This window comes from Gardnerella sp. DNF01204 (assembly GCF_049244145.1).
In the GTDB taxonomy this organism is placed as follows: Bacteria; Actinomycetota; Actinomycetes; order Actinomycetales; family Bifidobacteriaceae; genus Bifidobacterium; species Bifidobacterium vaginale.
This window is the reverse complement of sequence record NZ_CP058379.1, coordinates 148788-163690: the sequence shown is the minus strand read 5'-3', so window position 1 is coordinate 163690 and position 14903 is coordinate 148788. Positions and strand designations below refer to the sequence as shown.

5 protein-coding genes are annotated in these 14903 nt (G+C 45.5%); all 5 read right to left on the bottom strand.

What is annotated here, in order from left to right:
- Positions 1–51 precede the first annotated feature (51 nt).
- Entirely contained in the window at positions 52–7689 is a 7638-nt protein-coding gene (locus tag HXT46_RS00615; RefSeq protein WP_421786043.1) for a peptidase, read from the bottom strand.
- 1014 nt (positions 7690–8703) lie between these two features.
- A complete protein-coding gene (locus tag HXT46_RS00610) occupies positions 8704–11502 on the bottom strand; it encodes a TIM-barrel domain-containing protein (RefSeq protein WP_421786041.1) in 2799 nt (932 codons plus the stop codon).
- A gap of 15 nt (positions 11503–11517) precedes the next feature.
- Positions 11518–12351, bottom strand: coding sequence for a carbohydrate ABC transporter permease (locus HXT46_RS00605; RefSeq protein ID WP_004113800.1), 834 nt, complete (start codon positions 12349–12351; stop codon positions 11518–11520).
- A complete protein-coding gene (locus tag HXT46_RS00600) occupies positions 12348–13283 on the bottom strand; it encodes a carbohydrate ABC transporter permease (RefSeq protein WP_004113799.1) in 936 nt (311 codons plus the stop codon). The genes HXT46_RS00605 and HXT46_RS00600 overlap by 4 nt, the downstream gene beginning before the upstream one ends.
- 70 nt (positions 13284–13353) lie before the next feature.
- Positions 13354–14742, bottom strand: coding sequence for an extracellular solute-binding protein (locus HXT46_RS00595; protein ID WP_004118145.1), 1389 nt, complete (start codon positions 14740–14742; stop codon positions 13354–13356).
- Between the last annotated feature and the right edge of the window lie 161 nt (positions 14743–14903).

The following is a 14903-nucleotide window of genomic DNA, read 5'->3' as shown; positions in this document are numbered from 1 at the left end:
TAATTCACATTACTCCAATCGTAGCAGCATCACACACTACTACAGATTAAACTAACGAGCCGAATGCTTCCTACGCTTAGACGCAGCACCAGCCACTCCAAGCCCAGCAAACACCGCAGCCAAAGCAGCAAACACCGAGGAACTAGCGCCAGTATTAACACCACTCACGTCACCACGCTTGAGATTCATTCCAGCAGAATCACGCGCTGCGAGCATTCCCGCACGCAAAGCTGCACGCGCAGCACGCAAACGAGCCAACGCCGAATCAACCTGCCCCTGAGTAGCATTCGCGTCCGCTAACACTGAGCGAGCATAATTCAAAGCCGCATTAAACTCACTCACCAAGTTAGAATCAGCCACTACGCCATTAGCATTAGCCGAAACATCACCAAGAGCCGCATCAACCTCAGCCTGCAAAGCACCCTTATCAACAACATTATTAACACTAGTATTATTCACATCGTTAACACCAACACCAGTATTAACAAGCCTGTTATAAGCATCAATCAACTTTTGCTTAGCATCACGAAGCCTACGAAGAGCCTGATCAACCTGAGCTTGTGTAGCATTAGAATCCTTAAGCACACTATCCGCATCATTCAACGCCTGCTGATACTCTGCCAAATCAGCAGCCTTACCAATAATGAACGGAATCGACTTACGGAAGTCAGGATCGGTTACATATTCCGAAACCAAACCAGACTTATCGGTCTTATGAGAATCAGCAAGCTTCTGCTTAGCATCCTGGAGCTTCTTCAAAGCCTCGTCAACCTCAGCCTGAGTTGCATTAGGGTTCTTAAGAACTGCATTAGCTTCATCCAATGCGCGCTTATAAGCCTCAGCCTCTGAGCTTCCTGCAGCATTCTGATACTCAGGAGACTGAGTGAAATCAGAATCCTTACCAGCCTCTTGGCGCAAATCAGTCTTATCAGTCTTATAACCATCCGAAAGCTTCTTCTTAGCATCCTGAAGCTTCTTCAAAGCCTCGTCAACCTGAGCCTGAGTTGCATCCTTATCACCAAGAACCTTATTCGCATCCTCAAGAGCCTTCTTGTAGTCCTCAAGAGCTTGCTTAGACGCGTCATCACCCTTAGTTTGAGCATTCTGATACTCAGGTGTCTTAGTAAAGGCGTCATTAGCATCCGCTTCAGACTTCAACTCTTCTTTCTTAGTTGCATAGTCTTTTTCTATCTTAGACTTAGCATCTTGTAGCTTCTGAAGTGCATCGTCAAGCTGCTTTTTGGTTGGAGCCTTTTCACCTGATGGGAGATTAGTCTTTGGTAGACCTGTAGCAGGGTCAAACTTGTCAAGTAGAGCCTTTGCATCAGCAAGAGCCGTCTTGTAGGCTGCCATGTCGGCATTATCTTTGCCGTCGTCACCCTTCTTAGCATCAGCGTTCTTGAACGCAGGAGTGTTCTCGAACACGTCGGTTCTGGTGTCGTCTTTGCCGTCCTTAGACTTGTCGACTTCCATTTTCAACTCGGTCGAATTGGTCTTGTAGTTAGCAAGAATCTTGTCTTTGATTTCCTTAAGAGCCTTTTGAGCCTCGTCAACTTCCTTCTGAGTTGGGAGCTGATCCTTTGGCACAGCAATCTGCTTAGTCGAATCATTAGGATCAGCAACCATACCATCGTTCTTGTCGACGAGTTCCTTAGCCTTAGCCAAAGCCTGCTCATACGCTACAAGGTCATCAGGCTTTGTATTTCCTTCCTGCTTTGCCTTGAGGTTCTTGAACTCGGTAGAGTTTTCGAACTTGTCTGCTTCTTGCTTCGCATTACCATGCTCGTCATTATCCTCAGCTTCATTCTGCAAGGCAGTGACGTCAGTCTTGAAACCATTGGTGATTGCATCCTTGGCATCCTTAAGGTCTTGCAACGCCTTGTCTACTTGGACTTGCGTTGGACGATCTTCTGGCTTTGCATTTGGATCAGGGTTATTCACCTTGTTGATGAGTTCCTGTGCAGCCTTGAGCTTTTCGTTGTAAGCTTCCAGCTTCTTAGTAGCGGAGTTAGGATCCGTTGTAGCAGCATCCTCCGTCTTTGCCTTTTCAAGTGCGTTCTTGTACGTTACCGACGCCTCAAACGGAGGAACAACTGGCTTGCCGTCTTGATCTTTATCTCCTACTTCACGTTCAAGCTTAATTGCATCAGTCTTATAAGTCTTCGCAATCTTCTCTTGAGCGTCTTGGAGCTGTTTAAGCAGCGCGCTTACTTCTTTTTGGGTTGCTTTTTGCTTCCAAGTATCGTCATTAAGTTTGTCGGCAACTTTCTTGAGAATATTGTCGAAGCCAGTTTGCTCACCATCTTTACCCAAGTCATTTGTAGCACCTTGGTCACCAGCAGTCTTCTTAGCAAGAGCGTTCTTGTACTCAGGCGTATTCTTGAAGTCACCATCTGCAAAGTCTTTAGCAGCAGTCAACGCTTCAAGATTCGTCTTATAGTTGTCAGTAATCTGCTTCTTGGCTGCTTTAAGTGCGTCAAGCGCCTCGTTAATCTGCTTTTGCGTTGGACGCTCGCTGTTCTTCTTGTCTTGATCTGCTGCAGCCTTTGCAAGATCGCGAGCCTTCTTGAGAGCTTCCTGGTAGGCAGCAACGTCAGCATTTGTTTGACCATTGCTTGTCTTAGCCTGAGCGTTCTTAAACTCTGGCGTATTCTCGAAGTCGTTTTCAGTAACAGCAGGAGCACCCTCCGCAGTAGACTTCCTAGTTTCTTCCTCAAGCTTAGAAGTGTCAGTCTTGTACGTGTCAAGATTGGTGCGTGCTGTATCAAGAGCATCAAGCGCAGCATTAATTTCTGTTTGAGTTGGCTTTGCATCTTGCGGCGTATCTTTATCGCCATGCTTCTTCAAAAGCTCCTGAGCTTTGGTCAAAGCCTCATCATACGCCTTCTTGGCTGCGGCGGCCTGAGTGTTCTTTTCTTTATCAGGAACAAGCTTGCCGCCATCTTCCTTCATGAAGTGAGGATCAGACGCATTGCGATACGCATCAGAAGTTTGCGTTCCTTCTGTAGCTGCAGGGCCCTCTGTAGAGCCGTGCTTGTCAACACTTGCTTTGAGCGCTTTAACATCAGTCTTGTAGGCGTCAAGAGCCGTGCGAGCATCATCGAGCTTCTTCAACGCATCATTGACTTCCTTCTGCGTTGCAGCAGGATTCTTGAGCAATTCCTTTGCCTTGTTGAGAGCGTCACCATAAGCATCTACAGCTGCCTTAGCAGCAGTATTCTTAGTATCATCAGCAGTCTTACCGTCAGCTTGCTTGAAAGCAGGATGATTTGCATTCTTGAATGCAGGCGTCTGCTGAGTATTGTCATGCTCGTTAACAGACTTAAGCAGAGCGTCAGTCTTGGTTGCAAACTTGTTCAACTCAGCAGCTGCAGCGTTCATTTCCTTAAGGATAGCGTCAACATCCCTATCCAGAGGCTCGCCGTTCTTGTGCGCCTGAATGTCTTTCAGGTAGTCCTTATCGTTAAGGTTGCCATCTTTCTTCGGGGTATTACTATCAGGAACTGGATCCTTTGGCAGCTTGTTAGCAAGCGCCTTGTGCAGTTTCTCTACTGCGGCGTCATACTTCTTTTTAGCTTCTTTTGCTTCTTCGCTCGCATCATCTGCGGATACATTCTTGTATGCAGGGCTCTTTTGTATTGCAATATCGTTAAATACAGCTGCCGAAAGCCTGCTGGTATTAGTTGCATACTTGTCGATAACAGTACGTGCTGTTTCAAGTGCAGTCTTGGCTTCATCAATCTCTGTTTGAGTTGGAGCCTTTCCACAAGTCTTAGCTTTTTCTAGATTTTCCTTAAGCTCCTTAGCTTTTTGATAAGCATCATTGTAGTCTTTGAATGCTTTCTTGGCATCTGCGTCGCCCGCTTGCGCCTTATCGAAAGCGTTAAAGTATGCAGGCATCAGGTAACCACTAAAGTTATCAGCAAGAACTTTAGTAAGTTCGTCAGGGTCGGTTGCATAACCATCATGCAATGCTTTTTCGGCTGCTTCAAGCTTCTTTTTAGCATCATCAACTTCAGCCTGAGTTGCTTTATCGTTCTTAAGAACCTTGCGCGCATTATCTAACGCATTATCATAGTTTTCAACAGCAGTTTTAGCAGCTTGTTTTTCTTGCTCGTTTGCACCGTTAGTCTGCTTATTAAGCGCATTCTTGTAGAAGGTGCTCTGCTTGCTTGCGTCAGTTTTATCAGGATTATCGAAGCTGAGCTTTTCGGCAGCTATAAGCTTTGACTTATCCGTAGCTTTAGCGTCAAGAGCTGCTTTAGCTTTTTGAAGCGCGTCAATAGCTGCGTTAACGTCCTTTTGAGAAGCGTTAGGATCCTTGGCAAGTTCATTTGCCTTCTTTACAGCGTCATCGTATGCTTTGCGCTGCTCAGGAGTAGAGTTCTGGTAGGTTGGGTCGGCGGAAGCTAATTTCTTATCTGGGTCAGTTAGCTTTGCATCGCCCGTGTTTACCTGACCATGCTCAGCAATGGCAGCGTTAAGCTTATCTTTGCTAGTGGTAAAGTCGTTAAGCTTTGCGCGCGCGGCATCAAGCTTGGCCTTGGCGTCGTCAACGGCCTTTTGCGTGGCGTTGTCGTCTGCCTTTACTTTCTCAGCTTCAGCAAGCGCCTCATCGTAAGCCTTCTTAGCCTCTTTAGCTGCATTGTTTCTAGCTTCGTCAGTCTTGCCTTCAGGCGTCTTGAAGTCAGGATCGCTTACGTTCTTATACTTATCGCTAGCCTTTGTACCAGTTGTAGCTTGTTGACCTTCAGCAGGCGTACCATCTTCTGTTATCGACTTATCCAGTTCGTCTTTCTTGGTGTCAGCACCATCAAGCTCGGCGCGTGCCTTATTAAGGTTAATCGTCGCGTTATCAACCTCAGCCTTAAGCTGTTCAGATAACTTATCGTCTGTGGTAGTTCCAACTTTTTCAAGCGTTTGTTTAGCAACCTTCAACGCATCCTCGTAGTCTTTCTTTACCTTGTCAGACGCGTTGTAGTACTTAGAATCAGTTGGAATATCCTTGCCTTCAACCTGAGTTGTAGCGTGCTCGCCAATCGAATCCTTAAGATCCTTCGTCTTATGATTCGTTTGCGGCACAAAGATAATGTTGATTGCCTTAGGCGTGTTGTTAGGATCCTTTTGATACGGATTTGTATATACGCCGCGATAGTACGTCAAAGTATATGGTGCAACAAACAAGCGCGTCTTAAAAACTTTGTTCTGCTTAGCAGCAACAGTTACAGAACCAGCCTCTGTATCCCAGGTATACTGACCCACCTTCGACTCTTCGTCACCCATATTCACGTCTGAATTGGCAACTTGTGGATTGCCTATCCAATACGGACCACTCATCATACCAAGGGTCAGCTCGGTAGTAGGTTCACCATTTTTATCAATTGAATAATACACATGAGATTTACGCGCCTTGCCGTTCGCGCCTTCGTGATCGAGCGCTTCACCACCCGCAAGCGGACGCAAACCTGTTTTCTGATCCTTAGGCGTAGCTTTTATAAGTTTCAAAATCTCAGGAGCGGTAAACGCTTGAGCTTTGGTTGGGTCATAACGATAGATGAGTGTAGTGTGTTTATCGTCACTCCACGAGAAGCCCTCATCGCTATCGCGACCATCAAGCTTATTCTTTACCAGTTCAACGTTATAATCCTTACGAATATCTGGGAGACGCGTGAGTTTATCTTTGGTTATGTCTGATGTAAACTCTGCAAGTGCTTTATCAGTCTTAATGGTTACACTAATATTATTTTCTTGTAAGCCGTTTGAACGACCTTTATTAGCATCGCCTGCGCCAGTAAGGTCACCTGTAAGGTACGAGAGTGAAATTTGATCTTTGCTGGTAAGGCCAAGCTCTTCGTTGTCTTTGTTAGCTTCGAAAATAGCTGTTTTAATTCGGTCAAGTTCGGCATTGGAGTAACCCAGTGGGTTAGCAACAAAGACTGCTTTCTCGCCAGCTGGAACGACGACATCCTTCTCTGCAATCTTCTTCAACACAAGGTCGCTGAGTGCAATCTTAGGAGCGTCGTTTTCATCCACGCCAGCAAAGTTGATAGTGACTTCACCCTGGTCGTTAATGGTCACCTGATCTTGGCTTACGTGATTAAGATGCGCAAGCTTGCGTTTAATTTCGGTTTTTACATCATCGGAAACCTTGGACAGGTCGTCCACAATCGGCTTATCAATACGCGTATCGTAGCGCGCAACAGTAAGAGCGAGCGCCTCAGACTTGTAGCCAAGGTCGGAGACCAGGTAGGTTTTGAGCGTTTGAGCGCCAGCAACATATGTTGTTGGCTGGTCTTTCTTTGACGTAACCGTGTTGATTCTAGTAACCTGGGAAGGGTCATACGCCTGCTTGTCAGTAATAACCACCTTTTTCTCAGGGTCATCTGGCGTCTGAACAAATGCGCCGTTTACTCCAGTGCGTCCACCAACGCCGTTAGATCTACTTGCAGCATCAATTTGTGCGCGAATTGATTTTTTACCAGTGGCTTCGGTAGGAGCATCCAAAGCAGCCTTTAGCTTATCTTGAATTTGTTTTTCAGTAAGCGCTTCGTTATATTTCAGCACAATTGAGCCAGCTGTTTTAGGCGGAATAAGTGTTGCCGCACGCACAATATTCGTCTTGTACAGCACTACTGTTTTACCGTTTTTATCTGTACCGTACACATAAATGCAACGGTTTGCAGAGTAGCTTTCTCCACTCTTAAGATTGCCATTTCTATAAAGCTTGGTCATGGTAAGCGTAGCTGTACCATCATTGTCTACTTTAAATTCGTATGTACCTGAATATGGCTGATGCTCGTTTACAGCAGCAGCATCGGAATAATATTCAAGGAACTTTCTACTTTTAGCATTATCAACAGTATTACCATCAGATGGGAAAATAGCTACTTTGGTAATGGTACTTCCGTCAGTTGGTGCAGCAAATTTAAAGGTAACGGATTGGTTTTGGCCTTTTTCAATATACGTATTGTCAGAAGATCCCCACGCATACATGTTAGGGAGTGTGTCTTTTGTTTCTTTTGAAAGTGTTATCTCACTATTAACTTGTGGAGCAGGTGCAGGATTAGCTTCGCGATCTGCACCAACAACAGGTTCGCCCTGCTTCTGATTTTCATCCTTAGCATAATTAGTAGCCTCAGGTTGCTTATTCTCAACCGCCGCACGCCTTGTACGCTTCTTTACGACATTTTCCGCAGGAGTGCTAGTTTCCTCAGTGGTGCTACTGTCTGCATTAGTCTTATCAGTAGCAGAAGTGCTATTCGTAACCTTATTATCTACAGCCGTAGCGCTCTCAACCTTCGACCCAGACTCAGTCTTAGTAGCGTCAGCCTTACCTTCGGTTTTTACTACAGTCTGCTCAGTTGGTTTAGTCTGCTCAGGCTGCTCCTTCTTAGATTCTTCCTTCTTATTAGTCTCGGTCGCAGTCTTCTTAGAATCCTCACCCTCAGTCTTATTCTTATTAGCAATTACACTCTGTTCTTTTGCAGGATCATTCGTATTAACAGGCGCAGAAGCAGGAGTCTCCGCCGCCATTGCAGGAGTTGCGCCAAAAGCAATCGCCGCGCCGGCAATTACGCTAGCAGCTCCAGCCGAAAGAGCAGCCACTTTGCGCATATCAACAGCCTTTGCAGACTCATCTTTTGCAGAACCAAATGTCTTGTTGGCGTGTTTAGCAGATTTTGTAGTCATGTTCCTCTTCTTTCTATTAGAACAAATAGTCAAAAAGTTTTGAACGCTCTAACCATGAGCGACAAAAAGTCATAAGCTCTAAAAGTAGTTATCTAATTTTCAATAGCTTGCAACTATAAAGGAGCAGCAATCTTTAACAAGTCATTATAACATTTAAAGAATATTTTTGACACTACATAAACAAATGTTTGTAGCTTTTGGGGATACATACCCCCCCCCCCCAGCCTTTTTATTTCAAGGGTTTTTTCGAGATATTTTTTTCAAAAATTCTCGCAATTCTGGCGAATCAACCGCCATTTTTAGCTCACTCATCTAAACATTTGTATATGATACAAATCACATTTTTAGACCCTCTGCAGTGGGTTTTCGTTCGCCGCAAGCATCAACTTTTTCCCGAAAATGTTGTTCAAAACGGCAAAATCAACAACAAAAAGCGGAGTTGTTTTCCGTGCTTTGTTGTTTATGTTGACTTTTGTTCAATATTTTGTGCATTTCTTGTAGTGCGTTTGTATCAAAAAAAAAACGCCGAAATTCAGTACAAACACACTACAGTTTTGCGTGTTTGTGTAGTGTGTTTGTATTAAAAAACGCTGAAATTCGGTACAAACGCACTACATGATTACACCAAATGCGGCGATGAAAGCCACACAAAAGCTCAGACGTGTAAGAGGGCTGGGTGATTCTTGGTCGAACAATATAAGAGCGGCGCCGATACCAAACAATCCAATGAGCCACCACTACAAACAAACCTCAACCCAAAAACAAAATCAAAGCCAAAACGGAACAACCGCAACAACAACCAACACGTAAGAGGCGAAGCGTTGTGCGAATCGATGACTTCGAGCTGCATAGCGCGCGAGAAGTCACCTCGATTCGCTGAGCTTGCTCAAAGTTGAAAGCACAGTGTGCTTTCAACGCAAGCGAGGGCGTGAGCGCGCTGTAACGCGCGAGCGTAGAATTAGCCAGCCCTCCTACAACACCAAATAGGAAATATCGTTCGCGCATTACAGTGCATTACAGCGCGCTGCGAATTAAAATCTCCTCAAGAGAGCGCTTAACCGAATCAGGCAGCGTGCACTTCCATTGCGCCCACTTAGCAACCTCTGGGTGCTGCGGCGCATGCGCGTTAGTCAAGTCAACGCTTTGCTGATGTCGCTCAAACTCGCTCTCGCTAGTGTACTCAAGTGCGCAAAGCTCACTTATAGCACTCGCACTACCACCAGCTTGGCGAATCGCATCAAAAGCAATCTCCTTGCCGCGGTACGGCATTTGCGCTTGTAAAAGCAATCTGTAGCAATCGCCAATCTTAGGGTCTTGCGCAATGCACAGTCCGCCATCAACAATCACTCGCACGCAATCGCCAACAGGCACGTTGCGCACAGAAACAGTGAGACTTAAGTCGCCCTCTTCGCCTTCATATGAAACTTCTACAGCCTCAGATTCAATCTGATTTTGCCCAACAAAAACGCGAACTCGCGAAAAGTCTGGGCAAGCCACGCCTCTAAATACCACGCTCCAATCGCGCTTAGAAGGCAGCGAAGAAACGGCACTAGCGCATCCTTTTGCTGCATCAATCACAAACTGTGTGGATCCATTGCCATCTCGCCAAATAAGCTCCATGCGCGTATCGTCAGTTTTACCAGCGCACGCGTCTTCAAATCGGCCGTTATCTTCGCGCATAACAAACTCGCCGCAATCCCCTGGGAATGCAAGAATGCGCAAAGATCGCGGATTTTCAACGCTATTCACAGACTTCGCAACATCTTCATTTCGAGCGCAATCTTCTTCGCTTGGCAAAACTTGCATTGGCACAATAGCCCCAGCGCGCGCAAACGCCGGCACGCGGTCGATTCCTCGCCAAACCTCAAATCTGCGCCCAGCACCGCCGCGCGAAACGTAGCGCCTTCCGTCAAAGAAATCGTACCAATCGCCTTCTGGAAGCCAAACGGAAGTGCAACCGCGCTCAACTTGCTCGCACCCCTTGCTAACGATTGGCGCAACCACAAGCTGGCTGCCAAAACGGTACTCATTCGGCATCTCGTACGCTGCAGGTGTTTCTGGCGATTGCCAATACATTGGCTCTACGATCGGCCTGCCGCAAACCGCCGCGCGATAATTCATCGTATATAAATAAGGCATCAATTGCGCGCGAAGTCGCAGCATTTTAACCATCGCGTCACGAGTTTCACGAGGGAAGTTCCACGGCTCCTTGCCTGCAAACGGCGAGCAGCTGGAGTGAAGGCGATTAATCGGGCTAAACGTGCCAAACGCATACCAGCGCGCCTCCAGCTCATTGCATCGCACGCCAAGCATGTGTCCGCCAATATCGTGGCTCCACCAGCCGTAGCCAATGTTGGACGCCGTAGAAGTAAAGTAAGTTTGGAAAGCCAGCGAATCCCACGTTGTCACGCTATCTCCCGAGAATCCCACTGGGTATCGGTGCGAGCCAGGACCCGCGTAGCGCGAGAACGTTAGCGGCCACGCACCGCCGCGCCCCGAATCCTGGTAATGCACGTGGTTAAGCATCCAAAGCGGATCCAGCCCAGCCTGCTTTGTAACTCCGCCCTGCTGCCAGTCAATCCACCAGAACCCAACGCCCTCGTTCTCCATGCGCCGATGCATGTTTAGGTATGCTCGCAAAAAGCGCGGATTTGTAAGGTCAAACTCAACTGCCTTGCCGCTTGCAGGGTCAATTCCCATATCGCGCGCAACTTGCGCATAGTCTTCTTCAAACGCGCGCACGCCGTCTCTCGGGTGCAAATTAAGCGTTGCAGAAAGCCCTTCGCTGGCAAGTCTGCGCAAAAACGCGCGATGATCTGGGAATAAATCGCGGTTCCACGTGTAGCCAGTCCATCCCGAACCATACTTTGGGTCCACATCCGTCACGTGCCAATCCATGTCGATTACGGCAGTGGAGAACGGTATGCCTTCGCGCTTAAATCGGCTCATCAGCTGCAAATATTCGTCTTGGCTGTACCTGTAGTACCTGCTCCACCAGTTGCTTAGTGCGAATCGCGGAAGAAGAGGCTGCGCGCCCGTAAGCTTGTAAAAGTCGCGAATTGCGCCTATATAGTTGTGACCGTAGCCAAAGAAGTATAGGTCTTTAGAGTTTTCGCCAGAGTTTTCGCCAGACACACTACCATCCGCCTTTTCACGCGGCTCCACCCATGCCCCGTATGGGTTTTCTTTTCCATCAACAGCAGCCGCATACGCGATTTTTGCCGAGCGCGAATCGTCTAACACAGCCCACCCGTCGCGAGATATTACGCCCGTTCCAAGCTTAACGGCTCCATCCGCCTCGTCCACTGTTCGAGCCGTGCCGAGCAAATTGCCGTGGCACTCGTCGCCGTAATGCCACGTGTTGAATTGCGAGCCTGGCACTCCGCGCACAACAATGCTCAAGCCCTCTTTGCTAAACGGCTGCTGGTTGTATGTGATCAGTAGTTTTTCGGTTTCGACTTCTATCCATCCATTTTCCAAGTTTTTTACACTATATTTTGGATTAACAGATTTTGGATTAAAAGCGCGCGATGCTTCATCTTCGGTTGCTGGCGACTTTTCCGCGGCAAACTGCGCGCTGCCCTCGAAGTTTCGTCTTACAACTGTTTGCGTAGGAGCGTCTACAAATTCGCCGTTTTCGCTCCACTCAAGGCGCACAAGCGAATCCGTGATTAAAGTGATTCGCCAATTTTTGCCGCTTATAACCTGCGATTCTTTTGCCTTAGCTAGCGGATTTTTAGCGTAATCGTAAAAAATGTGTGCGTCTTGCACATCCTGTGTTCCACGCGCTTCACGCGCATCTTGTAAAGTCATTCGACCCGCCCTTTTCTACTTACCGCTGCCGGTTGAAATTCCAGCAATAAACTGCTTCTGGAACACCAAGTACACTACTACTACAGGAATAATAGCAAGCGATGCCGCAGCAAACAAACCGCCGTAGTCAGTTCCAAATCTTCCGCTAAACGTCTTCAATCCAACTGCAAGAAGCTGCTTTTTCTCGTCTGTAATCATAAGGAATGGCCACAAATAGTCTTCCCAATTCCACAAGAACGTAAATATCGCGAGCGCAGCAATAGTATTGTGGCTCATTGGCAGAATTATTCTGTGGAATATTCTAGAATCCGAAGCTCCATCTAGTTTTGCTGCTTCAATCAATTCGTCGGATATTCCGCTTATTGATTGTCGGAATAAGAAGATTCCAAATGCGCTTATTAAGCCTGGAACTATAAGCGCGCGATACGTGTCTTGCCAACCAAAGCTAGTCATCATGTCGTATTGAGGAATAATTGTTACTGCCCACGGTACCATCATCGTGCTTATTACTATTCCAAAAAGCAGATTTCTGCCACGGAACCTCATTTTTGCAAACACATATCCAAGAACGGCACTCGTGTAAATGGCTATTACCGTTTTAACTACCGATATAAACAATGAGTTAAAGAATAGCCTCAAAAAGTCGAATTTCTCTTGAATCCCAACGTAATTCCCAAATGTGCTTGGCTTTGGGAACAGCCCACCATCTATGCGCACAATGTCGCTGTTTGGAGCAAAGGAAGATACAAACATCCAAATAAATGGCACGATTGTTAAGAAAGACAATAAGAATAGGAATATTGTTAGAAACCATCCAATAATGCTCTTTTTAAGATTTTGTTTTTTCATACTAACTCACTATCCTTAGACGCTTTAAACATTATGAATGTTAGGATTCCAGTGATTATAAACAGAATGACGCTCATTGCAGATGCAATTCCAAAGTTATACTTTTGGAACGCTTGATCAAAAATTAGGTAGCTGATTGTGTACGTTGATGTTCCTGGGCCTCCATTGGTCATAACAAGAATCTGAACATACGCTTGAATATAGCCAATCATAGATGTGATTACTATAAAAAGTGTTGTTGGTTTTAGCAACGGAACTGTTATTCTAAAGAATTTCTGAACACTATTAGCGCCGTCGATTTCTGCCGCTTCGTAAACATCTTTTGGCAGATTCATTAATCCAGCCAAATACAATACCGTTGCGTAGCCAAAGTCTTTCCAAATTGTCATTATTATGATTGCTGGCATAGCCCAAGTCGAACTGTGCAACCAATTTATGTTTAAGCCTGTAACCCTATCGATCATGCCAAACTGCGGGTCAAACATCCACATCCACACAAAGCTCACTGCCACCAACGGCGTAATTGTTGGCATGTAGAAAAGACCTCGCAGAGTATCTTTGCACTTAACAAGCTTGGAGCTTAACAACATTGCAAAACCAATGCCAAGAATAACGCGGAATACAACAGATACAAACGTAAAGATTGCGGTGTTTGCAATGGACTTCCAGAATAACTTATCTACTAAAATCTGCTTAAAATTATCCAGCCCAACCCAATTGTATGTTCCAACAAGCGGATTCCATTCATGGAAGCTGCCTGCAAAAGCCTTATATATTGGATAGGCAAGAAAAATCACAAAATAAACAATCAGAAACACTACTGCTATATTCCGAAAGGAGAAGGTTCGAGAAAGAGCAGTGCTTATTTTTGACATACCACCATTATGTTTTCTCATTTTGCTCAAATGAGAATCCTGATTTACTTGTTTCATGATTTTCCTTGCCTTACCTACTGAGCACAGTGATTACGATTTACAACTAGTTAACTAGTCTGCTTTGTTTTTACTTGTGCTCTTTGAAGAACTCATACTTACTTTCTGCAGACGTAAACTTAGAATTCTTCATATCTTTAACCATTGTTGCTTGAGCCTCTTTGATTGCATCATCAATAGACTCACCATTTTGCATAACGTTCTGGAAAGCAGCCTTGCTACTTGTTTCCACGGTAGAAGGCGTGATCCCTGGCCAGATTAGGCGATCTGCACGCGGCTGAATCGCAGCCATTACTGGAGCCTTTAGAATCTCAGGATCGTTTTGCAAAGACTTCTTTGCTGGGAACGAGTTCAAATGCTTTACTGCCGAGCGAATAAACGCATCGTTAGCGAGAATGAACTTAATAAAGTCTTGAGCAACCTCTTGCTGATCTTTTGACTGGTGAGCGTTAATTCCTGGAGTGGATTCTCCATTGTAGCGATCGTACGCAAATGGCTTTTCTTTTGTGAATGTTGGAGTTGGGAAGACTCCATATTCAATATTTGGGTACTTTTCTTTTAGCACACCTTCGAGCCATCCCCAGGCATAAACCATTCCAGATTGGCCGTTTCCAAAGCTTTGCGTGTAATCCGTGCCAAAGTCGGTAGAAATGACCTTGTCTTTGTCGTACAAATTCTTCAAGAACTTCATGTTTTCACGCGTGACTTTGTTGTCAAAATTAGGCTTCTTGCCACTTTCATCAAAAGCAAGTTCACCACGCTGATAGTTCAATCCTTGATTGATTGCAGCATAAGCATCGCCGTTCACGTTAAATCCAGCCTGTTCCATCTTGGAACCGTTCCACTTAGTGAGTTTCTTCGCCACTTCGCGCAACTCATCCCAAGTAGCAGGAATATCTGCCTCAGTTAAGCCAGCTTCCTTCCAAAGCTTCTTGTTGTAGTAGATGTTTCCCGTATTGATTACGGAATCAATGTACTTTACATTACCTTTAGCATCTTCATGCGCACTAGCCGTTGCGTAATCCGATTCCATAGCAGCCTTGTCAATCTTGTAATCGGCAGCGTATGGGCGAATAAGCTCATCTTTGGAGTTGTGAATATTGAACAAAGCTGGGCCCTTTGTTCCCTTTAGAGCAAGTGGAAGCTTTGTCCAGTAATCATCCCAAGCAACGTTCTTAGTCTTAAACTTTACATTTGGATAAATCTTTTGATAATCCTTAATCATGTCGTAAATTGGATCAGTGGACGCGTCTCCCCAGCTCCAATACTCAAGCTGGATTGGCTTTCCTTGATTTACTAAATGATTTGGGTCATACTTTAAAGCTTGACCCATAACAGCTAGGCCTTTGTCTTTCTTTGTATCTGTTACTCCTGCTGCACCATTATTCCCACATGCGGCAAGCGTAGAAATCATGCCCAAAACTGCTATACAGGATATGCATATTTTTCTAATCTTCATTGTTACTCCACTTCCTCGTGAAATTGATGGGTAATTTTATAATATTGCTTTAAGTTTGACTCGGTCAAACATTAAAAATGTAAATGTAAAGGTTTTCATTTTGAATCCTTAATACTAAGCTAGTTTTGCACGAATAAATACTTTTTAGGCGGCGTGTCTAA